The following is a 22,076-nucleotide window of genomic DNA, read 5'->3' on the forward strand; positions in this document are numbered from 1 at the left end:
GCTTCCTTCATGGGTGAGTGGCGATGTGGGCACGGCATGACCCTAGGAAGATTTGAGTGCCGCGGCGGTGGAGCCACGGGTGCCGAGATGGTGAAAGAAGAGGTTGAGCGATACCGCGACGAGCGCACCGGCACTGATGCCGGAGCCGAGCACGGTCTGCGCCCAGGCGGGGAAGTCCGCGTAGAAGGTGGGTGCGGCGAGCGGGATGATGCCCGCGCCGAGCGCGACGGCCACCAGGATGATGTTGGAGCTGTCGTCGAGGCCCGCCTCGGAGAGCGTACGGATGCCGCTGACCGCGATGGAGCCGAAGAGCACGATGCCCGCGCCGCCGAGGACCGGCATGGGGACCACGTTCACGACGGCGCCGAGCACCGGGAAGGCGCCGAGCACGATGAGCGCGCCGCCCGCGACCGCGACGACGTAGCGGCTGCGGACCCGGGTCAGCGAGACCACGCCGACGTTCTGTGCGAAAGCGGAGGTAGGGAAGCCGCCGAAGACGGGGCCGACCAGGGTGGCGATGCCGTCCGTGCGCAGGCCGCGGGTGATGGTCTTCCCGTCGGTCTTGCGCTCGCAGATCTCGCCGAGGGCGAGCATGCCTGCCGCGGACTCGGTCATCAGGACCAGCATCACGATGCAGAGCGAGAGGATCGCGGCGGGCTGGAAGACGGGGGCGCCGGAGGCGAACGGCGTGGGCAGGGCGGCGAGCGGGGCCGTCTGCACCGAGGTGAAGTCGGCCATGCCGAACGGGATCGCGGCGAGCGTTCCGATGAACATGCCTGCCAGCAGGGCGACTTGCTTGAGGAAACCGCGTCCGAATCGCTGGAACAGCAGGATCACGACGAGCGTGAAGGCGGCGAGCGCCAGATACTTCATGTCGCCGAACGTCGGGTCGGTGTCGTCGCCGCCCTGCGCCCACTTCACGGGCACAGGCATCAGCGTGACGCCGATGAGGGTGATGACGACGCCGGTGACCAGCGGCGGGAAGAAGCGGAGCAGCTTGCCGAAGAAGGGTCCGACGGCGAGGCAGAAGACGCCCGCGACCATCACCGCGCCGTAGATCGCGGGGAGTTGGTCGCCCTTGGCGTTGGTCTCGGCGATCGCGAGGATGGGTGCGATGCCCGCCGAGGAGGCGGCGTTCACGAACGGCAGACGGTTGCCGACGAAGCCCTTGACGCCGAGGGTCTGCAGGATGGTGGCGAGACCGGCGATCAGCAGACCGGCGGCGATCAGCCGGGTCTGGGCCACGGTGTCCAGGCCGCAGGCCTGGCCGATGATGAGCGGAGGGGTGACCACGCCCGCATACATGGCGGCGATGTGCTGGAGCGCGGCGGGGACGAGCCGCGAGGGGTGGAGCTTCTCATCCACCGGGTGACAGGCGGCAGGTGACTCGCTGTCAGCTATGTCCGATGGGGTGGAACACGGGCCTTCGGCTGCTGCCGGCCCCTTTGCTGGCTGTGCCATTGCGGATGTTCCCTCCGGTGTGGCGCGCCCCCGTCCACTGCGGCGGGGCGGGGGCGCGCATCCCGCGTCAGAGGTTGGTCATGTCGACCGGGATCTTCGGCTCGACGCCGTCCCGCAGGATCGTGGCCTCGATCAGGCCGTACGGGCGGTCGGCGGCGTAGTAGACGGCGCCGTCCTTGGCTTCGTTGTCGAGGCCGAAGGACGAGAGGTCCTGACGGAAGTGGTGCTTGTTGGGCGCGGAGAAGCGGATCTCGTCGATCTCGCTGCGGTTGTTGATGACCCGCGAGCCCATTTGGTACAGCGTCTGCTGCAGGGAGAGGGAGTAGGTCTCCACGAAGGCGTGCAGGATGTGCTTCTTCGCCTGCTCGTACGACCGCTCCCAACTCGGCATGCGCTGCTCGTCGTTGGTCCAGTTGTGCCGCCACCAGGTGGACAGGGAGGTGGCGAGGATGCGGTCGTAGTCCTCTTGGAGGGTCGTGTACTTGTCCTTGATGTAGCCCCAGAACTCGGAGTTCGTGGAGTTCATCACGGTCAGGTCCTTGAGACCCGAGAGCACCTCGAAGTTCTCGCCGTCATACGTGATCTGGGCGACCCGCGTCTCCTGCCCCTTGCGGACGAAGGAGTGCTTGACCTCGTCGGCGCCGATGAACTTGGAGTTGCTGTCGGAGCCGCCGATGCGCTCCCAGCTGTACTCCTCGATGCGGATGCGCGCACGGTGGATCGAGGGCTGGCTGTCCACGAAGTGCCGGGCGAGGTGGATGCCGTACTGCTCGGCGGACTCGATGCCGTATTCCTTGGCGAACGCGAAGCAGGTGTTCTTCGTCGTGTCCGTCGGCAGGCAGTTGGCGTTCGAGCCGTTGTAGTGGACGTCGTCCAGATCGCCGGAGAGGGCGACCGAGACGTTCAGGTCCTTGATGTGGTGGGTGTCGCCGTCCCGCGTGATCTTTACGACCCGGTTCTCAGCCTTGCCGTACTGGTTCTGTCCCAGAATGGTGGGCATGTCTGCTAGCTCCCTCGGTAAACGGAGTAGCCGAACGGGTTGAGCAGCAGCGGTACGTGGTAGTGCTCGCCCGGCTTGACGGCGAACGTGATCGCCACCTCCGGGAAGAACGCTCCGGTCGCATCGCTGTCCCGATTCGCGGGGGCGTCCTGCTGCGCCTCGGCTTGCTGGTTGTTCTTGGTCAGGAAGTACGCCTCGGTCTCGAAGTCGAGACGTACGTGGGTGGTGCCTTCCGGCAGGGCCGGGAGATCCTTGCAGCGACCGTCCGCGTCGGTGGCGCTGCCGCCGAGTGCCTTCCACTCCTCCCCTGCACCACTGCGGGCGGACAGGGAGATGGCGACGCCCTCGGCGGGGCGACCCACGCTGGTGTCCAGGATGTGAGTGGACACCGAAGCTGTAGTTTCCGTGCTCATGCGTCGCTTCCTTCTTCTACGAGGCGGGTCAGCCGAATGCGGTTGATCTTGCCCAGTTCACTGCGGACGATCTCCCGCTCTGCCTCCGCCCCGTGCTCGATCCGGATCTTGAGCTGGCCGAGCATGAACTCGGCGGTCGCGCCGGTCGCGCAGATCAGGAAGACGTGACCGAACTTCTCCTGGTAGGCCAGGTTCAGTTCGAGCAGTTCGGCCTTGAGCTCCTCGGAGGCCCCGGCCATCCCGCGCTGTTCGCGGGCGGAGGTCGGGTCCCCCGGCTTCGGGCGGCCGATCGGCGGGTGCCCCGCCATCGCCTCGGCCAGATCCTCGGCGGTGAGCTCGGCCATGGCGGCGTCGCTCGCGGCGAAGAGGGCTTCGACGGTGGCGTAGGGGCGCTGGGCAAGCAGCTTGCTTCCCCAGGCCGAAGAGGCACAGGCCTCGTGGAGGGCGGCGGTGGCCGCGGCCTCCTCCAAGGCGTTGAACCGGGTGGGATCCGGTGTCGTACTCGAAGTCACGGGGAGCCTCCGTGGCCTTGTGCTGGACGGGCTGCGGAACAGCTAAGACCTTCAACAACACCGCGTCAACAGTTTGTTGAAATAACTTGAACAAAGAAGCCGTCACCCGGCAATACGGGTGACGGCTCGGCCGCTCAGAGTGACGGCGGGGACGGGCGCGGCAGGGCGCCACGCCGGTCGGGGTCATTCGCCCTTGGCGGCGTTCTCCCTGTTCAGGTAGTTGTACACGGTGAAGCGGGAGACCCCTAGGGCGCCCGCCACAGTCTCCACGCCGTGCCGTACGGAGAAGGCGCCGCGCGCCTCCAGTATCCGTACGACCTCCTGCTTGGCCTTGCGGTCCAGCTCCGACAGGGGCCGCCCCTGCTTCCGCTCCAGGGCGAGCAGGATGTGGTCCAGGGAGTCGGCGAGCTGCGGCAGCCGCACGGCCACCACGTCCTCGCCCTCCCAGGCGAGCACGACGTCGTCGGTCCCCGCCTGGTCGGGCGGCATCATCTCGCCGCCCATGGCGTCCACCAGCGGCTTCACCGCGGTGACGAAGGGGTCGTCCCCGAAGCTGGTCACTTATCCGCCTCCCCCGGACCGGCCGCCGCTCCCGGCTCGCCGATCACGTTGACCTGGAGCGAGACGCGGGTCGCGCCCGCCCCCAGGGACCGGCGCAGCATCGCATCGACGGCAGTAAGCACCGCGTCGACGTCGCCCTCGGCCGTATTGCCGAACGGGCCTACGTCCACGGTGTCCAGCGGGGCCCCCTGGATGACCTCGCGAGCCACCAGCGCATGCGCCGGGGCCTCGTCGAGATCGAAGGGTTCGGTCGTGAACTCCACTCTCAATCGCACGCGCAACAACCTAATGCCGCCGCTGGAATTTTCGGCAGTCCCCTCTTGACAGCTTCCACAGATCGGAGGCAGTCTTCCACCAGACAGAAATGAACTTCCGCAATACGGAAGGAGCGCGGAAGCCCCATGGGATACTCCGACCAGCGCTTCAATGTGAACCTGTCGATCCTCTTCACCGAGCTCCCGCTCCTGGAGCGCCCCGCGGCCGCCGCGAAGGCGGGCTTCGGCGCGGTCGAGCTGTGGTGGCCCTGGGTCGACGCCCCCACCCCCGAGCAGTCCGAGCTCGACGCCTTGAAGAAGGCGATCGAGGACGCGGGCGTCCGGCTGGTGGGCCTGAACTTCTACGCGGGACAGCTGCCGGGCCCGGACCGCGGCGCCCTGTCGATCCCCGGTGAGGAGAGCGCGAAGTTCCGCGCGAACCTCGCGGTGGCGGCGGACTTCGCGAAGTCCCTCGGCTGCACGGCGCTCAACGCGCTGTACGGCAACCGCGTGGACGGCGTCGACCCGGCCGTCCAGGACGAACTCGCCCTGGAGAACCTGGTGCTCGCCGCCCGCGAGGCGGACCGCGTCGGCGCGATCCTGCTGATCGAGGCGCTGAACAAGCCCGAGTCGCCGCTCTGCCCGATCGTGAGCGCGCCCAAGGCGATCGAGATCGTGGACAAGGTGAACGCGGCCACCGGTCTCGGCAACGCGAAGTTCCTCATGGACCTGTACCACCTGTCCATGAACGGCGAGGACCTGCCGTCGGTCATCGAGCAGTACGCGGCCAAGACCGGCCACGTGCAGATCGCCGACAACCCCGGCCGCGGCGCCCCCGGGACGGGATCCCTTCCGCTGGAGGCCCTGCTCGACCAGCTGAAGAAGACCGGCTACGAGGGATGGGTCGGCCTGGAGTACAAGGCCACCGACGCCGCCGCTTCCTTCGGCTGGCTGCCCGCCGAGGCCCGCGCCGCGCGCTGAGCGCCAACTCATCGACGTAGAACACGCTTCAGAGCAGTAGGAGAGACACCCTCATGAGCAACCTTCCCAAGATCGCGTGGATCGGCCTCGGCATCATGGGCTCGCCCATGTCCGAGAACCTGATCAAGGCGGGTTACTCCGTCACCGGCTTCACCCTCGAGCAGGACAAGCTGGACCGCCTGGCCGCGGCCGGCGGCACGGTCGCCAAGTCCATCGCCGAGGCCGTCAAGGACGCCGACGTCGTCGTGACGATGGTGCCCGCCTCCCCGCAGGTCGAGGCCATCGCGTACGGTCCTGACGGCATCGTGGAGAACGCGAAGTCCGGCGCGCTGATCGTCGACATGTCGTCGATCACCCCGCAGACCTCCGTGGACCTGGCCAAGGCCGCCAAGGAGAAGGGGCTGCGCGTCCTGGACGCCCCCGTCTCCGGTGGCGAGGCCGGTGCGATCGAGGCCGTGCTCTCCATCATGGTCGGCGGCGAGCAGGCCGACTTCGACGAGGCCAAGCCGCTCCTCGAGGCGCTGGGCAAGACCATCGTGCTGTGCGGTCCGCACGGCTCGGGCCAGACCGTGAAGGCCGCCAACCAGCTCATCGTCGCCGTGAACATCCAGGCGTGCGCCGAGGCCGTGGTCTTCCTGGAGAAGTCCGGTGTGAACCTGCAGGCCGCGCTCGACGTCCTGAACGGGGGGCTTGCGGGCTCGACCGTGCTGACCCGCAAGAAGGACAACTTCCTGAACCGGGACTTCAAGCCCGGCTTCCGGATCGACCTGCACCACAAGGACATGGGCATCGTCACCGACGCCGCCCGCAACGTCGGTGCGGCCCTGCCCGTCGGCGCGGTCGTCGCCCAGCTCGTCGCCTCGCTGCGCACGCAGGGTGACGGCGGCCTCGACCACTCCGCCCTGCTGCGCTCCGTCGAGCGCCTCTCGGGCGCCGAGCTCTAAGCCGCACCACCGGCGAGAGCTCCTCTCGAACTTCCGGGCCGTGGCGGCGCTGACACCTGTCCTGTCGCGCCCAGGCGTCGCCGCGGCCCGGAACTCCATCATCAACTTCAACAAACTGTTGACGTAGCAGTTCAGGGGTCCTTACGCTCCGAACACCTCAGCAGTCACAGCACGGAAGGTCACGATGTCGAAGCGCGTGCTTACGACCGAGTCCGGCGCCCCCGTCGCCGACAATCAGAACTCCGCCACCGCCGGCGTCGGTGGCCCGATCCTCCTCCAGGACCAGCACCTGCTGGAGAAGCTCGCCCGCTTCAACCGTGAGCGCATCCCGGAGCGTGTCGTGCACGCCCGCGGCTCCGGTGCGTACGGCTACTTCGAGGTGACGGACGACGTCACCGGCTTCACCCACGCCGACTTCCTCAGCGAGCTCGGCAAGCGCACCGAGGTCTTCCTGCGCTTCTCGACCGTGGCGGACAACCTCGGTGGCGCGGACGCGGTCCGTGACCCCCGTGGCTTCGCGCTGAAGTTCTACACCGAAGAGGGCAACTACGACCTCGTAGGCAACAACACGCCGGTCTTCTTCATCAAGGACCCCATCAAGTTCCCCGACTTCATCCACTCCCAGAAGCGCGACCCCTTCACGGGCAAGCAGGAGGCGGACAACGTCTGGGACTTCTGGGCGCACGCCCCCGAGGCGACGCACCAGATCACCTGGCTCATGGGCGACCGCGGCATCCCCGCCTCGTACCGCCACATGAACGGCTACGGCTCGCACACCTACCAGTGGACGAACTCGCAGGGCGAGGCCTTCTTCGTCAAGTACCACTTCAAGACGAACCAGGGCATCCGCAGCCTCTCCGCCGAGCAGGGCGCCGAGATCGCGGGCACGGACCCGAACTCGCACCAGACGGACCTCCTGCAGGCCATCGAGCGCGGCGTGAACCCGTCCTGGACCCTGCACGTGCAGATCATGCCCGCGGCGGACGCGGCCGAGTACCGCTTCAACCCGTTCGACCTCACCAAGGTGTGGCCGCACAAGGACTACCCGCTGCAGCGCGTCGGCCGTCTGGTCCTCGACCGCAACCCCGACAACGTCTTCGCCGAGGTCGAGCAGGCCGCCTTCTCCCCGAACAACTTCGTTCCGGGCATCGGCCCCTCCCCCGACAAGATGCTGCAGGGCCGCCTGTTCGCCTACGCGGACGCGCACCGCTACCGCCTGGGCGTCAACCACACCCAGCTCGCGGTGAACGCCCCCAAGGCGGCCAAGGCCGACAACTACGGCCGTGACGGCCTCATGGCGTCCAACGCGTACGGCCGCGACCGCAAGAACTACGAGCCCAACTCGTACGACGGCCCCGCCGAGACCGGCACCCCGCTGTCGGCCCCGCTGGCCGTCAACGGCCACACGGGCACGCACGAGGCCCCGGCCCACACCAAGGACGACGACTTCTTCCAGGCGGGCGAGCTGTACCGCCTGATGTCGGAGGACGAGAAGTCCCGTCTGGTGGCGAACATCGCCGGCGGCCTCTCGCAGGTCTCCCGCGACGACGTCATCGAGAAGAACCTCGCCCACTTCCACGCCGCCGACGCCGACTACGGCAAGCGCGTCGAGAAGGCCGTCCGCGCCCTGCGCGAGGACTGAGCGAGCAAGCAACACCCAGGCTGCGCCGGTGGGTTGACGGGAGGTCGACCCACCGGTGCTGAGCCCGCACCGCCACGGACCCGGATGAGGGGTGGTCCCGTGAGCACCGCGGGCAGTCCGCTCACGCGGACAGGCACGGGTCCGCGGCGGCTCTGTGAGCCAGTGCGGTGGTAAAGGTCCGGCGGCTCCCTTCTCGACCTGAGGGAGGGGAACCCCCGTTCCATCACAACCACCGCGGTCCCCGCCGAATCCCACGAACTCCGTCCGGCAGCGCGTATGCATGTTCCGCCAGTCGCGCGCGGTCGGACGGCAACAACTCCACAGCCCCACAGGCCACTTCACGGCCCACAGGGCAGCTGAGCCAGAGCGGCGAGCACGGGACGGTCCCCGTACTCGCCGCTCTTCTGTGTGCGCACCTGCCGCCCTTGCGTGCGTGCCGAGTAGCCGGGCACCTGCCGCCCTGCTGCGTACCGTCTCGTGTCGCCCTGTGCCGCTCTGTGTCGCCCTGTGCCAGTCCTGCGCCCACACCCCGTGCCCTTCTGGCATCCGGGAGAGTCACGCGCATCCGACGAGCTCGGCCCTCACCGTCGTCGCCCCGTCCATGCCCTGGCGGCCGCTGCTGAGCTCGTGCGCGCACGCCGAAGGGGCGGTCCACCCCGCCGGGTGGACCGCCCCTGTGTGCGCTGTGGTGGTCGTCAGACCTTCAGCGGACGGATCGCCGTGGGCGCGTGGCCCGGCTCCGTTGCGAGCTCCTCGAACTCCGACACGTCGGAGATGTCGGCGGTCTTGCTCATCGCGATGTTCGTGATGCGCTCCAGGATCGCCTCGACGACGACCGGCACCTGGTGCTCCTGCGCGAGCTTCTTGGCCTGCTCGAAGGCGGCGCCCAGCTCGTTCGGGTCGGTCACGCGGATCGCCTTGCAGCCGAGGCCCTCGGCGACCTTGACGTGGTCGACGCCGTAGACGCCGAGCTCGGGGCTGTTCTGGTTCTCAAACTCCAGGTTGACCTGGAAGTTGATGTCCAGGCCGATCTGCGCCTGGCGGATCAGGCCCAGGTACGCGTTGTTCACCAGCACGTGGACGTACGGGATGCGGTGCTGCGCACCGACCGCCAGCTCCTCGATCATGAACTGGAAGTCGTAGTCACCGGAGAGGGCGACGACCTGGGTGTCCGGGTCGGCCTTCGCGACGCCGAGCGCGGCCGGGATGGTCCAGCCGAGCGGGCCCGCCTGGCCGCAGTTGATCCAGTGGCGCGGCTTGTAGACGTGCAGCATCTGGGCGCCGGCGATCTGCGAGAGGCCGATCGTGGTGACGTAGCGCGTGTCCTTGCCGAACGCCTTGTTCATCTCCTCGTAGACGCGCTGCGGCTTCATGGGGATGTTGTCGAAGTGCGTACGGCGCTGCAGGGTCTCCTTGCGCTCCAGGCTGGAGGCGACCCACGCCGAGCGGTCGGGCAGCTTGCCCGCGGCCTTGAGCTCCTTCGCGACCTGGACGAACAGCTCCAGGGCCGCCTTGGCGTCCGACGCGATGCCGTAGTCCGGGGCGAAGATCTTACCCAGCTGCGTCGGCTCGATGTCGACGTGCACGAACTTGCGGTCCTTGGTGTACACGTCCATGTTGTAGCCGGTGTGGCGGTTGGCCCAGCGGTTGCCGATGCCGAGGACGAAGTCCGACTCCAGGAACGTCGCGTTGCCGTAGCGGTGGCCGGTCTGCTGGCCGACCATCCCCGCGTTCAGGTCGTGGTCGTCGGGGATGGTGCCCCAGCCCATCAGGGTCGGCACGACCGGGGTGTTGGTGATCTCGGCGAACTCGACCAGCAGGTCGGAGGCGTCGGCGTTGATGATGCCGCCGCCCGCGATGATCAGCGGACGCTCGGACTCGACCAGGAAGGCGATGGCCTTCTCGATCTGGGCACGGGTCGCGGACGGCTTGTAGACCGCCAGCGGCTCGTACGTCTCCGGGTCGAACTCGATCTCGGTCTGCTGGACGTCGATCGGCAGGTCGATGAGGACCGGTCCTGGACGGCCCGAACGCATCAGGTGGAACGCCTGCTGGAAGATGCCGGGGACCTGCGCGGCCTCCAGGACGGTGACGGCCATCTTCGCGACCGGCTTGGCGATCGTCGCGATGTCGACCGCCTGGAAGTCCTCCTTGTGGAGCAGGTGCGTCGGCGCCTGGCCCGTGATGCAGAGGATCGGGATCGAGTCGCCGGTCGCGGAGTACAGACCGGTGATCATGTCGGTGCCTGCCGGTCCCGACGTGCCGATGCAGACACCGATGTTGCCCGGGTTGGTCCGGGTGTAGCCCTCGGCCATGTGCGAGGCGCCCTCGACGTGGCGGGCGAGGGTGTGGTCGATGCCACCACCCTCCTTGAGCGCCTTGTAGAAGGGGTTGATCGCGGCGCCCGGCACACCGAACGCGTTGACGACGCCTTCGCGCTTGAGGATCTCAACTGCCGCGCGGGCAGCGGTCATACGAGCCATGGGGTTCTCCTGCTTCGACAGCTTCGACAGCTCTTCGGCTGCCGGATTCGGCTGGCGGATCCGGCTCCCGTCGCGCCCCGCGGTGAGCTTCTGTTTCCGCATTGTGGAAATTTAGTTCTGCTATACGGAAGCAATGTATGCGGGCATGCCGGACAGCGTCAAGAGAGATCGGCGGAACGGCTCCGCGGAACCCGGCGCCGGGGCGTTGACCCAACTGGCAGCCGTCGGCCATCGCTTGGGTGGAGGATGGGAGAGACCGATGGTGGCGACGGTGACGGTGACGGAGAGTGGCGTGCCGATGGTCCCGACAGTGCCGATACGGTGCCCGGAGTGCGGACGCGAGCATCTGTACGCTCCCCCGTCCTATCCCTGCGCGTGCGGCGCCCCCGTGGCCCCGCCGGTGGCCAGGGGCGCGACGGTGGCCCAGATCACGGACCGGACCTGGGCGGACGAGTGGGTCACGGCGTGCTGCGGGGCCTGCGGCCGCGAGGGCCACTGGCCCCAGCCGGAGCTGGACTGCGCTTGTGGGGCGGTATTACGTGTTCCGGTGGCCGGAACGGTGGAGGAGGCAGGGAAGGCGGGGAAGGCGGCGACAGGGGCGGGGGTGGAGGCCGGGGAGTCGGCGGCCGAGCACCCCGCCGACGAGGAACTGCCCGGCGGCGAGAACGCGCCTCCCGGCAGCCCGAAGGCCCCGCCCGGCCTCCCCTCCCACATCCCGCTGCCCCGCACCGCCCCGCGCCCCCGCCCCGCCTTCCGCCCCGTGACGATCCGCGACGCCCGCGACGCCGTGACCGTGGCCGCCCTGTACCTGCGCTGGCTCGGCTACCTGAACACGCGCAGCGCCGCCCGGCGCCCGCCATCGGGGTCCCGGATCGTCGCGCGCGGCATGCTGGCCCAGGTCGAGCCCGCACTGCGGCCCACCACCCTGCGGGACGTCGAATGCCTCTGGCTCACCGCGATGACGGAGGCGGGCGACACACCCGTGACGTGCGCCTTCTTCTCCCTCGCCGGGTACACGCCCGGCGCCCGCACCCGCGCGGACACCCTCGGCGTCCCCCTCTTCACGATGGACGCGACCGGCACGCCCCAGCCCGTCAACAGCGCGGCGGACGAGCTGGTGGCGGCGGGGGCCTAAGACGGCGTGCGGGGCTGCCCGGTGCCGGAGCCCGCCGCGCCGCGCAGGTGCACCACGTGGCGGGTCAGCGCCAGCGTCGCAAGCAGGGCGACCAGACTGCACACGCCCGGCCAGCCGAAGGCTCCGTACGCCTGCACCGACAGCCAGGAACCGACGCTTCCGCCCAGGTAGGCGCAGGTCATGTAGGCCGTGTTGAGACGGGCCCGCGCCTCGTCGCTGAGCCCGAATATCCGTACCTGGTTGGCGACCGTGCCGGACTGCATCGCCACGTCGAGCAGCAGCGTCCCCACCGCGAGGGACGCGAGCCCGACGGCCCCGCCGATGCCGCCCGCGAAGAGGACGGCCGACGCCGCGAGGACCGCGACCATGCAGACGAGGTTGACCGCGTCGGACCCCCGCCGGTCCACCTGCCGCCCCGCCACCGGCGTGCAGAGCATGGTCGCCGCGTTGACCAGCGCGAGCAGGCCCACCGCCGACGCGCCGAGACCGTACTCGGGCCCCGTCAGGAGCAGCGCGACACCGGTCCACAGCGCGGAGAAGCCGCCGAAGATCATCGCCTGGTAGAAGCCGGAGCGGCGCAGGTCGGGCTCGGTGCGCAGCAGCCGCAGCGACTCGGCGAGCAGGGCCGGGTAGCGCTGCCGGGACGGTGCCGTCGACCGGGGCAGCGCACGCGCCAGTACGCACGCAATGAGCAGCGCGATCACCGACGTCATCAGGTACGGGGCACGCCAGCCGAGCCACTCCCCCACCGTGCCGCCGAAGACGCGGGACAGCAGCATCCCGCCGATCGAGCCGCTGAGCAGCGTGCCCGCGACGGCACCGCGCCGTTCCTCGGGGACCAGACCGGCCGCCGTCGGCGCGATGACCTGCGCCACGACGGTGGTGACGCCGACGAGGACGCTCGCGGCGATCAGTGGCGAGATCCCCGGCGCGGCGGCCGCGCCGAGCAGGCCGAGACCGGTGAGGGAGAGGAGCGTGACGATGAGCGTCCGGTAGGGGATGCGGTCGCCGAGCGGTACGAGGAGGAAGATGCCGCCCGCGTACCCGAACTGGGTGGCGGTCACGACGAGCGCCGCGGTGTCGGCCGACACGTTCAGTCCGTCGGCGACCAGCGGGCTGACGGCCTGCGGGAAGTAGACGTTCCCGACGGCGACGCCACAGGTGACGGCGAGCAGCAGCACCATGCCCCGGCTCAGACCGGGTGGCCCCGCGGCGGCGGATCCGTTGTCGACGTCACGGTCACCGGCCTTGGACAGGCGCACACTCACCTCACGGATCGACGCAATGGCTCTGCTGGCGGACCGGCCAACGATCCCCGGTCAGCCCCCTGCCGCACAACAGGATTTGGTCGGGGCATACTCGCCCCCATGCTGATCCGCCCCGCCACCGCCGCCGATCTGCCCGCGCTCCAGGAGATCGAGCGAGCCGCGGGCGAGCCGTTCCGCGCCCTGGGCATGGCCGCGATCGCGGACGACGAGCCGTTCACGGTCGAGGAGTTGGACCGCTACCGCCGGGCCGGTCATGCGTGGGTCGCGGTGGACGCGGACGGCGCCCCGGCCGCGTACCTGATCGCCGACCCCCTCCCCGACGACCACGCGCTCCACATCGAGCAGGTCACCGTCCACCCCAGAGCCGCCCGCCGCGGCATCGGCCGCGCCCTGATCGAGTACGTGGCGGAGCGGGCCCGCGCGGAGGGTGCGACCGCGCTGACCCTGACGACCTTCACCGACGTCCCGTGGAACGCCCCGTACTACGCCCGCATCGGCTTCCGCCCGCTCGCGGACACCGAGCTCACCCCGGCCCTGCGCAGGATCCGCGCGCACGAGGCGGAGCTCGGCCTCGACCGCTGGCCCCGCCTCTGCATGCGCCTCGACCTCAGCGCCTGCCCTTGAACCCCGCCGGGGACCGCCGTCACTCCCCGTACCGCTCCCTGAGCTCAATCTTGCGCACCTTCCCGGAGACCGTCATCGGGAAGGCCTCCAGGATCCGCAGGGCGGCCGGGATCTTGTAGTGGGCCAACTTCCCCTTGCAGTAGGCCTGGAGCTCCTCCAGGGTGAGGACGTCTTCGGGGTCCCGCACGATCACGCAGGCCAGCGGCGTCTCTCCGTACCGCTCGTCGGGTACGCCGACCACCTGTACGTCCGCGACCTTCGGATGGCCGTACAGGAACTCCTCGATCTCCCGGGGGTAGATGTTCTCGCCGCCCTTGATGATCATGTCCTTGATGCGGCCGACGATCTGGACGTACCCGTCCTCGCGCAGGACCGCGAGGTCACCGGTGTGCATCCAGCGTCCGGAGTCGATGACTTCGGAGGTCCGCTCGGGCTCGTTCCAGTAGCCGAGCATCACGCTGTACCCGCGCGTGCACAGCTCGCCGGAGGCGCCGCGCGGCAGCGTCACGCCGGTCGCGGGGTCGATGACCTTGACCTCGATGTGGGGCAGGACCCGGCCGACCGTGCCGGTGCGGCGCTCCAGGTCGTCGTCGCGGCGCGTCTGTGTGGAGACGGGCGAGGTCTCGGTCATGCCGTAGCAGATGGCGACCTCCGCCATGTGCATCTCGGCGACGACCCGCTTCATCACCTCGACCGGGCAGGGCGAGCCCGCCATGATGCCGGTGCGCAGCGAACTCAGGTCGTACGTCGCGAAGTCGGCGAGGTTGAGCTCGGCGATGAACATCGTCGGCACGCCGTACAGCGAGGTGCAGCGCTCCCGCTCGACGGCGTGCAGCGTGGCGACCGGGTCGAAGGACGGGGCGGGGATGACGATGCACGCGCCGTGCGAAGTGGCGGCGAGGTTGCCCAGCACCATGCCGAAGCAGTGGTAGAAGGGCACGGGCAGACAGACCCGGTCCTGCTCGGTGTAGCCGACCGTACGGCCCACCCAGTAGCCGTTGTTGAGGATGTTGTGGTGGGAGAGCGTGGCTCCCTTGGCGAAGCCGGTGGTGCCGGAGGTGTACTGGATGTTGACGGGGTCGTCGCAGCTCAACTCGGCTTCACGTGCCGAGAGTTCGGCCGGGTCAACAGAGGCGGCGGCATCCAGCAGCGCGCCCCACGAGCCGTCCCCGATGTAGTGGACGGCGCGCAGTTCGGGGCAGCGGGGCCGCACCTCGTCGACGAGCGCGCGGTAGTCGCTGCTCTTGTGGACCTGGGTGGCGACCAGGACGGAGACGCCGGACTGATTGAGGACGTACTCCACCTCATGTGCCCGGTAGGCCGGGTTGATGTTGACCATGATGGCGCCGATGCGGGCGGTGGCGTACTGCACGAGCACCCACTCGGCGCAGTTCACCGCCCAGATCCCGACCCGGTCCCCCTTGGCGACGCCCGCCCCGAGGAAGCCGCGCGCCAACTGCGCGACGGCCGCGCCGAATTCGGCGTACGTCCAGCGGGTGCCCGCGGCGACGTCCACGAGCGCGTCCCGGTCCGGCCAGGCGGCAACGGCCCGGTCGAGGTTCTGTCCGATGGTGTCGCCGAGGAGCGGCGTGCCGCTCGTGCCGTGCGCGTAGGAAAGCTCTGCGCTCATCGGAAGTCCTCCTCGCGGTACTCCGCGTCCGAACCCGCCGCGGTCGCCTCGCGCAGCTCGATGCGGCGGATCTTGCCGGACACGGTCTTGGGGAGCGCGCCGAACTCGAGGCGGCGCAGGCGCTTGTAGGGAGCTAGCACCGCACGCGAGTGCTCGAAGAGCAACTTCGCGGTGTCCGGGCCCGGTTGGAACCCTGCGGCGAGCACGACGTACGCCTTGGGCACGGCGAGCCGCACCGGGTCCGGCGCGGGCACGACCGCGGCCTCGGCGACCGCCTCGTGCTCCAGGAGCGCGCTCTCCAGCTCGAACGGGGAGATCTTGTAGTCGGACGCCTTGAAGACGTCGTCGGCCCGGCCGACATAGGTGATGTAGCCGTCGGCGTCGCGCGAGCCGATGTCGCCGGTGCGGTAGTAGCCGCCCGCCATCGCCTGCGCCGTACGCTCGGGGTCGCCGTGGTACCCGGCCATCAGGCCGACCGGGTCCGTCCCGAGGACCAGGGAGATCTCCCCCTCCGGCGCGCCCGGCGCGCCGGTCACGGGGTCGAGGAGCTCGACGGCGAAGCCGGGCGTGGGGCGGCCCATCGAGCCGGGCTTCAGCTCCTGGCCCGGCGAGTTGGCGACCTGCACGGCGGTCTCGGTCTGCCCGAAGCCGTCGCGGATGGTGACGCCCCAGTCCCGCCGCACCTGCTCGATGACCTCGGGGTTGAGCGGCTCACCGGCCGCGACGACCTCGCGCGGCGGGGTGCGCAGCTGGGTCAGGTCGGCCTGGATGAGCATGCGCCACACGGTGGGCGGCGCGCAGAACGACGTGACGCCCGCCCGGTCCATCTCCGCCATGAGCCGTCCGGCGTCGAAGCGCGCGTAATTGTGGATGAAGACCGTCGCCTCGGCGTTCCACGGCGCGAAGAGGTTCGACCAGGCGTGCTTGGCCCAGCCGGGCGAGGAGATGTTCAGGTGGACGTCGCCGGGCTTGAGGCCGATCCAGTACATCGTCGCGAGGTGGCCCACGGGGTACGACACGTGGGTGTGCTCGACCAGCTTGGGCTGGGCGGTGGTGCCGGAGGTGAAGTAGAGCATCAGGGGGTCGTCGGCGAGGGTGATGCCCTCGGGCTCGAAGACGTCGGGGGTGGCGGTGGTGTGGGAAGTGGCGTCGTCGACTCCCGCGTAGGCGGTCCAGCCCTCGCGCTCTCCCCCGACGACGATCCGCGAGTAGTCGCCGGGCATGTCGTCGAACTTCGCGGTGTCCTCGGGGCGCACGACCACGTGCCGGGCGCGGCCGCGGTCGATGCGGTCGCGCAGGTCGACGGGGCCGAGCAGCGGCGTCGCCGGGATGACGACGGCGCGCAGCTTCATCGCCGCGAGGGCGATCTCCCAGAGCTCGGCCTGGTTGCCGAGCATGACGACGATGCGGTCACCGGTCCGCACGCCCCGCGCGCGCAGCCAGTTGGCGACGCGGTTCGAGCGGGTGGACAGCTGCGCGAAGGAGAAGCGTGACTCCGCGCCGTCCTCCTCGACGATGTGCAGGGCCGTGCGGTCGTTGCCCCGCGCGATCACGTCGAACCAGTCGAGCGCCCAGTTGAAGCGCTCGGGCCGCGGCCAGGCGAAGCCTTCGTACGCGGCGGCGTAGTCCTCTCGATGCCGCAGGAGGAAATCCCGTGCGGTACGGAACTGCTCCGTGGCGCTCGTGCCGTCACTCGTCATGTGCACCCCTAGTCGCCCGCTCTCGCGGTGGATCACGCTGCTGGTCGTGCTGATGCTCGTACCGTCGCTCGTACTGCCGTACTCATTCGCTCGTAGTGCCGTACTCATTGCCGGACGCTACGGAACATCGTGTAATTCGTGATGCGGGTCTCACTACCCCCGAACGGGGGTGTCGCGAGGTGAAAGGGCGGGCGCGTGTCGGCTGACGGCGGCGAGACGGTGGAGATGCGGGCCGCTCTGCTGCGGCTGCGCCGCGGCACGGGGCTCCCGGTGGCCTTCGGCGGACTGCTCGAAGGGTCGCGCCAGGTGCGCATCGGCGAGCTGATCGGCACGGGTACGCGCGCCCTGCAGGGCCTCGCCATCTCGTCGGGGAACGGCCTCGGCGGCAAGGCGGTCGCCCTGTCACGGCCCTGCGCGGTCACCGACTACCACGTGTCGCGGCACATCAGCCACGAGTACGACGCGGCGGTGGCGGCGGAGGGCCTGCGGTCGGTGCTCGCGGTGCCCGTGGTGGTGCGGCGCCGGGTGCGCGGAGTGCTGTACGGCGCGCTGCGCACGGCCCAGCCGCTCGGCGACCGGACGCTGTCGGCGGCGGTGGCGGCGGCCCGCGACGTGGAGCAGGCCCTGGTCGTACGGGACGAGGTGCGGTCGCTGCTCGCGGCGGCCCGGGAGGCGGGGGCCGCGGCAGCGGCAGAGGCGGGTCCCGGGCCGGGGGCGTGGGAGCAGGTCCGCGAGGCGCACGGCGCACTGCGGGCCCTGGCGCCGCGCGTGACCGACGCCGCGCTCCGGGCCGAACTCCTCGCGGTGTGCGGTCGGCTGGAGTCGGCTGCCACTGTCCCTGCGCAGCCCCGGGACCGCCCCGTCGCCCTCGCCCCCCGCGAGGTCGACGTCCTGTCCTGCGTGGCCACCGGTGTGACGAACGCGGAGGCCGCCGAGCGCCTCGGCCTGCGCCCCGAGACCGTGAAGGGCTACCTGCGCTCGGCCATGCGGAAACTGGGGGCGCACACGCGCTTGGAGGCGGTGGTGGCGGCGCGCCGGGCGGGCCTACTTCCGTAGACCCGCCCCCGACCCGACCCGGCGCGGGGCCCCCGGGGTGAGCTCTACTTGTCGGCGGTCAGCTTCCCGGCGGCGCCCCAGCTGTCGGTCGGCGTCTCGTGAATCCAGACCTGCACGGTCTCGGCGGGAATCTTGTACGCGTCCACGAACGCGTCGGTGATCTGCTTGACCAGCTCCCGCTTGAGCTCGACGGTGCGGGGACCCTGCTGGACGGTGACGACGGGCATGACTGAACTCCCTTACTCAGGGCCGGAGTTACCGGCGACGGAGTACTGAGCCACCCCGGCGGGCCGGGGTTTCTCGGTACGACCCCAGTCCAGCCCAGCGGCGCCGCGCGACCAAGGCTCAGCCGACGAACACAGCGATCAGTTTCCGTGATCACCGCAGGTCAGCGGAGGTTTCTTACACCGCCCCGGAGGCTGTTCCGGTCCCGGCCGCCACCGCCGTGCACGCGGCGAGGAAGACATCGAGCCCCGGGGCCGACCGCCCCGCCCGCACGGCGAGACCCGTGGCGAGCGCGAGCCCCGGCTCACGGAACGGCAGGAACGCCACGCGCGGACTGTGCAGCACGCGCGCGTGCGACGCGTACACGACCGTCCACTGCGGCACGATCCCCGCCCCGATCGTGGCGAGCCGGTCCTGCAGCGACCCCCCGAAGCCCCCGGGCACCGGCTCGAACCCCGCATCGCCGCACGCCCCGACGACGAGGTCCACGAGCGGCGGGTTGTCGCGCCGCGCGGTGATCGCCAGCGGCAGCTCCGCGAGGTCACCGAGCGCCACGTCCGCGCCTCCGGCGAGGGGATGCGCGGCAGGAAGGACGGCCACCAGCGGGTCGTCCCAGAGCGGCACGATCCGCACACCGGGCACGGGCTCCGCGGAACGTACGAAGGCGGCATCGACCCGCCCGTCGACGACCTGTTCGATCCGCTCACGCGCACCACCCGACACCAGCTCCACCGGCACCCCGGGCGCCCGCACTGCGAACTCCGCGAGCACCCGGTCCAGGTGCTCCCCCAACCCGGTGCTGGTGGCGAGCCGCAGCCCGACGGGCGGGGCGACCGCGGCCCGCGCCCGTTCGGCGGCGGCCAGCACGGCCCGCGCCTCGGGCAGCAGCCGCTCCCCCGCCCCCGTCAGCCGCACGTGCCGGGGCGAACGGTCGAAGAGCTCGGCGCCCAGCTCCCGTTCCAGACGACGTATCTGCTGACTCACCGCGGACTGAACGATGTGCAGCCGCTCGGCCGCACGCCCGAAGTGCAGCTCGTCGGCGACGGTCACGAAGTAGCTGAGCTGCCGCAGTTCCATGCGGGGAAGCGTATGCGCGCGGCAACACGGGACGCCGCCGCCCCGGGCATCGCTGACCAGGACACCGCCGCTCCGGGGCGCCACTCGCGTACGCCTACAGGCCCCATCGCCCCTGCGGCGCAGCGAGACCACCGGAGCGACCCCGAAGAAGCGCACGCGCGAGGCGACACGACACGCCCCCGCCCCGGACACCGCCGCTCCGGGGCATCACCCCCGTACGCCTACAGGCCCCAACACCCCACGGCGCAATGCGAGACCGGCCGGAGCGACCACAAGGAAGCGTCTGCACGAGGCGACACGACACGCCCCCGCCCCGGACACCGCCGCTCCGGGGCGGCACTCCCGTACACCCATAGACCCCACCACCCCACGGCACAGAGCAAGACCGGCCGGTGCGACCCCGAGCAAGCGCACGCGCGCGGCGACACGAGACGCCGCAGCCCGGGACGCCGCCGACCAGCACGTCCCCACTCCGGGGCTCCACTCGTACGCCTACAAGCCCAACGCCCCACGGCGCAGCGAGACCGGCCGGAGGAACGGCGGGGAAGCGCACGTGCGAGGCGGCAAGAGACGCCCCCGCCCCACAGGCCGCCTACCGGCACGCCGTCGACCAAGACACCGCCGCTCCGGGACGTCACTCCCGTACGCCCGCAGGCCCCATCGCCCCACGGCGCAGAGCAAGACCGGCCGAAGCGACCGCCGAGGTCACGGCGAGCAGTGCGCAGGCGCTCAGGACCGCCGCGAGCGTCGTCCACGGGATCTCGACGGGCGTCCACACCGAGAGCAGGCCCAGCGCGCCCCACATGCCCGCCAGGTTGAGTCCGGCGGCCAGCGCCCCCAGCAGCCCGCCGATCACGACCACCATCAAGGCCTCGGCGCCCACCAGCCGCAGCACCTGCCACCGGGTGGCGCCCGCCAGCCGCAGCGCGGCCAGCTCGCGGACCCGGTCCGAGGTCGCCATGACCATGGTGTTGGCCAGGGAGATGCCGGTGTAGAGGAGGGCGATCCCGAGGACCATGAAGAGGCCGAGGCGGGTCGTCCGGTTGGTCTCGGGGCGCATCGCCCGTACCCAGGCGTCCGTGGTGAGCACCTCTCCGCCCGACGCCCGTACCGCCTGCCGCAGACCCGCGGCCACGGTGGCCGGGTCCGCGCGGTCCGAGAGGCGTACGTCGACCCGGTCGATGGGGGCCGTGGGGGCGTTGCGCGGGGTGACGTAGGCGCCGTTGTCGCCGGTGCCCGTGGTCATGACGGCGGCGATCCGCAGGGACTTCCTCGTACCGTCGCCGAGCCACACGTCCACCCGCTCGCCCACGGTGTGCTCCGCCCATTCCTCGTTGACGATGATCGAGTCGTCGTCCAGGTCGCTCACCTTCCCCGCGGCCAGCGGGAGTCGAGCCGTTGCGGCGAGCGGTTCCGGCTCGACGGCCCTGGCGTCGGACCTGATGAGCGCCGCGCCGTCCTCCAGGACGTACACGGCGCTCGACGCGCTCGCCGAGACCTGGGTGCCAGGCACGGCGCGCAGCCGCTCCAGCGTCGCCTCGTCGAAGCCGGTGTCGGCCGCTGCGGTGACTACGAAGTCGGCGGCCGTCCGCTCCCGCATCTCGGTGGCCTTCGCCTCGCCGAGCGTCGCGGTGGCGCCGAGCAGCGAGCCCGCCAACGCGACCGTGACCAGCACGGGAGCCGCGACGGCTGCGGTGCGGCGCACCCCGGCGGCCGCGTTCTCGCGCGCGAGCATCCCCCCGGCGCCGGGCAGCCGGGCGGGCAGCCAGGCGATCAGCCTCGCCATGGGCCCCACCAGTACCGGCGCGAGCAGCGCGACCGCGGTGATCAGCAGCATGGGCCTGCTCACGTAAGTCTTGCGCTGCAGCAGGTCGCCCGGGCTCGTCACCAGGGCCAGGACGAGGGTGACCGCGGCGGTGGCCAGGAGAACCGAGCCGACCAGCCAACGGCCCCCTGTCATGGCCCGGGTGTCCACGGATGCCTCGCGCAACGCCTCGGTGGGCCCGGTGCGACCCGCACGCCAGGACGCGGCCAGCGCGCCGCACAGGGCCACGAACAGGCCGGTCCAGAACGCCAGATGGTAGGGCCAGGTGTACTCGCCGATGGTGAACCAGCGGGGCGCGAGGCGTTCGTGGACCGCCCACTCCGCGAGCTTCGGCGCCCCGTAGGAGCCGAGCACGCAGCCGACCGCCGAGGCGAGCACACCGACCACCAGCGCCTCGGAGAGGACCATGCGGCGGATCTGCCCCGGGGTCGCCCCGGCCGTGCGAAGGAGTCCGAACTCGCGGCGCCGCTGGGCCACCGCGAACGCGAAGGTGGAGGCCACCACGAACACCGACACGAATCCGGTGACGCCGCCTGCCGTGCCGAACATGGCGTTCATCGCGGTGAGCGCCTCGCTGTCCCGGTCGGGGTCGGCATCGGCGTACCGGCGCGCGTCCCCCGTGAGGACCCGGACGCCTTCGCTGCCGCGTACCGCCTCGCGCACGGCCGCCGCGTCGGCGTCGACCACGAGTTGGAGGCTGCGCGGCGACAGTTCGGCGGCGCGGGCGTCGGTGTGGAACACGGCGTTCTCGAAGCCGAGCCCGGCCACGGTGCCGACGACGCGCACCGTGCCGCCGCCCGTGCGCAGCCGGGTGCCCGGACGGGCCCAGTCACCGCTGACGACGACTTCGTCCGCGGCCTCGGGCGCGCGTCCCGCGTCAAGCTCGTACGGTGCGAAGGCAGCGGTGGACCAGGGGTGGCCGACCAGATCGGCGGGGCCGCCCTCGGCGCGCACGGCGAACGACCGGTCCTGGACGACGGTCCCGAGGCCGCGCAGCTTCGCGACCGTGCTGTCGGGCACGGGGCGCGGCTGCGCGAGCTGCCGGGTCTTCTGGGTGCGGTGGTCCACGGGGGTCGGCACCCTGAGGGTGTCCTGTCCCTTGACGACTACCGGCGCGGCGGCGAACCGCTCAGGGCCCCGGTCCGGCGCGTCCTGCGAGGAGGCCAGGGCCAGCCCCATGACGGCGATCAGGGCCACGCCAAGGGAGAGGGCGACGAAGCTGCCGACGAGGGTGGTCCAGCGGTGGCGCAGGGTGCGCAGCGTGGTGCTCAGCACGGCACTCGGC

19 protein-coding genes are annotated in these 22,076 nt (G+C 70.7%); 6 read left to right on the top strand and 13 right to left on the bottom strand.

Translation table 11 applies throughout. The features are described 5' to 3' along the window. Positions 1 to 42: 42 nt before the first annotated feature. From ABZV77_RS00955 to ABZV77_RS00980, 6 genes are all read right to left on the bottom strand, one after another. Positions 43 to 1,461 (bottom strand): nucleobase:cation symporter-2 family protein, encoded by a 1,419-nt coding sequence (locus ABZV77_RS00955; protein ID WP_356248921.1) that lies wholly within the window; start codon positions 1,459 to 1,461, stop codon positions 43 to 45. Positions 1,462 to 1,528: 67 nt separating this feature from the next. Beyond that, entirely contained in the window at positions 1,529 to 2,461 is a 933-nt protein-coding gene (gene pucL, locus ABZV77_RS00960) for a factor-independent urate hydroxylase (RefSeq protein WP_356248923.1), read from the bottom strand. Positions 2,462 to 2,466: 5 nt separating this feature from the next. Beyond that, positions 2,467 to 2,874 (bottom strand): hydroxyisourate hydrolase, encoded by a 408-nt coding sequence (gene uraH / locus ABZV77_RS00965; RefSeq protein ID WP_356248925.1) that lies wholly within the window; start codon positions 2,872 to 2,874, stop codon positions 2,467 to 2,469. Further along, positions 2,871 to 3,386 (bottom strand): 2-oxo-4-hydroxy-4-carboxy-5-ureidoimidazoline decarboxylase, encoded by a 516-nt coding sequence (gene uraD, locus ABZV77_RS00970; RefSeq protein ID WP_356248927.1) that lies wholly within the window; start codon positions 3,384 to 3,386, stop codon positions 2,871 to 2,873. The genes uraH and uraD overlap by 4 nt, the downstream gene beginning before the upstream one ends. A gap of 183 nt (positions 3,387 to 3,569) precedes the next feature. Continuing rightward, positions 3,570 to 3,947, bottom strand: coding sequence for a helix-turn-helix domain-containing protein (locus ABZV77_RS00975; RefSeq protein WP_306337169.1), 378 nt, complete (start codon positions 3,945 to 3,947; stop codon positions 3,570 to 3,572). Further along, positions 3,944 to 4,222, bottom strand: a complete 279-nt coding sequence (locus ABZV77_RS00980; RefSeq protein WP_356248929.1) for a hypothetical protein — start codon at positions 4,220 to 4,222, stop codon at positions 3,944 to 3,946. Before ABZV77_RS00980 ends, ABZV77_RS00975 begins: the two co-directional genes overlap by 4 nt. 126 nt (positions 4,223 to 4,348) lie before the next feature. On the opposite strand from ABZV77_RS00980, the gene ABZV77_RS00985 reads away from it, so the two are divergent. The 3 genes from ABZV77_RS00985 (at position 4,349) to ABZV77_RS00995 (ending at position 7,768) form a co-directional block, all read left to right on the top strand. Then, complete coding sequence (locus ABZV77_RS00985) at positions 4,349 to 5,182, top strand: TIM barrel protein (protein WP_356248931.1); 834 nt, start codon at positions 4,349 to 4,351, stop codon at positions 5,180 to 5,182. Positions 5,183 to 5,235: 53 nt separating this feature from the next. Next, a complete protein-coding gene (locus ABZV77_RS00990) occupies positions 5,236 to 6,126 on the top strand; it encodes a 2-hydroxy-3-oxopropionate reductase (protein WP_356248933.1) in 891 nt (296 codons plus the stop codon). 184 nt (positions 6,127 to 6,310) lie between these two features. After that, on the top strand, positions 6,311 to 7,768 hold the full coding sequence (locus ABZV77_RS00995) for a catalase (protein WP_356248935.1): 1,458 nt from the start codon (positions 6,311 to 6,313) through the stop codon (positions 7,766 to 7,768). 695 nt (positions 7,769 to 8,463) lie between these two features. Here ABZV77_RS00995 and gcl read toward each other — a convergent pair. Further along, positions 8,464 to 10,251: a glyoxylate carboligase gene (gcl, locus tag ABZV77_RS01000; RefSeq protein WP_356250107.1), complete on the bottom strand. Its 1,788-nt coding sequence runs from the start codon at positions 10,249 to 10,251 to the stop codon at positions 8,464 to 8,466. Positions 10,252 to 10,549: 298 nt separating this feature from the next. On the opposite strand from gcl, the gene ABZV77_RS01005 reads away from it, so the two are divergent. Continuing rightward, a complete protein-coding gene (locus tag ABZV77_RS01005) occupies positions 10,550 to 11,386 on the top strand; it encodes a hypothetical protein (protein WP_356250109.1) in 837 nt (278 codons plus the stop codon). On the opposite strand, the gene ABZV77_RS01010 is transcribed toward ABZV77_RS01005, so the two are convergent. Beyond that, positions 11,383 to 12,570, bottom strand: coding sequence for an MFS transporter (locus ABZV77_RS01010; RefSeq protein ID WP_356250111.1), 1,188 nt, complete (start codon positions 12,568 to 12,570; stop codon positions 11,383 to 11,385). The genes ABZV77_RS01005 and ABZV77_RS01010 overlap by 4 nt on opposite strands. Positions 12,571 to 12,753: 183 nt before the next feature. Here ABZV77_RS01010 and ABZV77_RS01015 point away from each other — a divergent pair, with 183 nt between their 5' ends. Beyond that, on the top strand, positions 12,754 to 13,278 hold the full coding sequence (locus ABZV77_RS01015) for a GNAT family N-acetyltransferase (RefSeq protein ID WP_356248937.1): 525 nt from the start codon (positions 12,754 to 12,756) through the stop codon (positions 13,276 to 13,278). 19 nt (positions 13,279 to 13,297) lie between these two features. On the opposite strand, the gene ABZV77_RS01020 is transcribed toward ABZV77_RS01015, so the two are convergent. Both ABZV77_RS01020 and ABZV77_RS01025 read right to left on the bottom strand, forming a co-directional pair. After that, a complete protein-coding gene (locus tag ABZV77_RS01020; RefSeq protein ID WP_356248939.1) occupies positions 13,298 to 14,908 on the bottom strand; it encodes an AMP-binding protein in 1,611 nt (536 codons plus the stop codon). Next, complete coding sequence (locus ABZV77_RS01025; RefSeq protein WP_356248941.1) at positions 14,905 to 16,608, bottom strand: AMP-binding protein; 1,704 nt, start codon at positions 16,606 to 16,608, stop codon at positions 14,905 to 14,907. Before ABZV77_RS01025 ends, ABZV77_RS01020 begins: the two co-directional genes overlap by 4 nt. 225 nt (positions 16,609 to 16,833) lie before the next feature. On the opposite strand from ABZV77_RS01025, the gene ABZV77_RS01030 reads away from it, so the two are divergent. Beyond that, positions 16,834 to 17,664, top strand: coding sequence for a helix-turn-helix transcriptional regulator (locus tag ABZV77_RS01030; protein WP_356250113.1), 831 nt, complete (start codon positions 16,834 to 16,836; stop codon positions 17,662 to 17,664). A gap of 44 nt (positions 17,665 to 17,708) precedes the next feature. Here ABZV77_RS01030 and dmpI read toward each other — a convergent pair whose 3' ends face one another. From dmpI to ABZV77_RS01045, 3 genes are all read right to left on the bottom strand, one after another. Continuing rightward, on the bottom strand, positions 17,709 to 17,891 hold the full coding sequence (gene dmpI / locus ABZV77_RS01035) for a 4-oxalocrotonate tautomerase DmpI (RefSeq protein ID WP_356248943.1): 183 nt from the start codon (positions 17,889 to 17,891) through the stop codon (positions 17,709 to 17,711). A 175-nt stretch (positions 17,892 to 18,066) separates the two neighbouring features. Further along, a complete protein-coding gene (locus ABZV77_RS01040) occupies positions 18,067 to 18,966 on the bottom strand; it encodes a LysR family transcriptional regulator (RefSeq protein ID WP_356248945.1) in 900 nt (299 codons plus the stop codon). A 634-nt stretch (positions 18,967 to 19,600) separates the two neighbouring features. Then, positions 19,601 to 22,066, bottom strand: coding sequence for an FtsX-like permease family protein (locus ABZV77_RS01045; protein WP_356250115.1), 2,466 nt, complete (start codon positions 22,064 to 22,066; stop codon positions 19,601 to 19,603). Positions 22,067 to 22,076 lie beyond the last annotated feature (10 nt).

The organism is Streptomyces sp. NPDC004732 (assembly GCF_040609235.1).
In the GTDB taxonomy this organism is placed as follows: domain Bacteria; phylum Actinomycetota; class Actinomycetes; order Streptomycetales; family Streptomycetaceae; genus Streptomyces.

Coding starts and splice junctions, on each gene's coding strand:
- ABZV77_RS01020 (WP_356248939.1), bottom strand. CDS start 14,908: ATGAGCGCAGAGCTTTCCTACGCGCACGGCACGAGCGGCACGCCGCTC.
- ABZV77_RS01010 (WP_356250111.1), bottom strand. CDS start 12,570: ATGGTGCTGCTGCTCGCCGTCACCTGTGGCGTCGCCGTCGGGAACGTC.
- ABZV77_RS00990 (WP_356248933.1), top strand. CDS start 5,236: ATGAGCAACCTTCCCAAGATCGCGTGGATCGGCCTCGGCATCATGGGC.
- ABZV77_RS01030 (WP_356250113.1), top strand. CDS start 16,834: ATGCGGGCCGCTCTGCTGCGGCTGCGCCGCGGCACGGGGCTCCCGGTG.
- ABZV77_RS00995 (WP_356248935.1), top strand. CDS start 6,311: ATGTCGAAGCGCGTGCTTACGACCGAGTCCGGCGCCCCCGTCGCCGAC.
- uraH (WP_356248925.1), bottom strand. CDS start 2,874: ATGAGCACGGAAACTACAGCTTCGGTGTCCACTCACATCCTGGACACC.
- dmpI (WP_356248943.1), bottom strand. CDS start 17,891: ATGCCCGTCGTCACCGTCCAGCAGGGTCCCCGCACCGTCGAGCTCAAG.
- ABZV77_RS01025 (WP_356248941.1), bottom strand. CDS start 16,608: ATGACGAGTGACGGCACGAGCGCCACGGAGCAGTTCCGTACCGCACGG.
- ABZV77_RS00985 (WP_356248931.1), top strand. CDS start 4,349: ATGGGATACTCCGACCAGCGCTTCAATGTGAACCTGTCGATCCTCTTC.
- pucL (WP_356248923.1), bottom strand. CDS start 2,461: ATGCCCACCATTCTGGGACAGAACCAGTACGGCAAGGCTGAGAACCGG.
- ABZV77_RS00955 (WP_356248921.1), bottom strand. CDS start 1,461: ATGGCACAGCCAGCAAAGGGGCCGGCAGCAGCCGAAGGCCCGTGTTCC.
- ABZV77_RS01040 (WP_356248945.1), bottom strand. CDS start 18,966: ATGGAACTGCGGCAGCTCAGCTACTTCGTGACCGTCGCCGACGAGCTG.
- ABZV77_RS01015 (WP_356248937.1), top strand. CDS start 12,754: ATGCTGATCCGCCCCGCCACCGCCGCCGATCTGCCCGCGCTCCAGGAG.
- gcl (WP_356250107.1), bottom strand. CDS start 10,251: ATGGCTCGTATGACCGCTGCCCGCGCGGCAGTTGAGATCCTCAAGCGC.
- ABZV77_RS01005 (WP_356250109.1), top strand. CDS start 10,550: ATGGTCCCGACAGTGCCGATACGGTGCCCGGAGTGCGGACGCGAGCAT.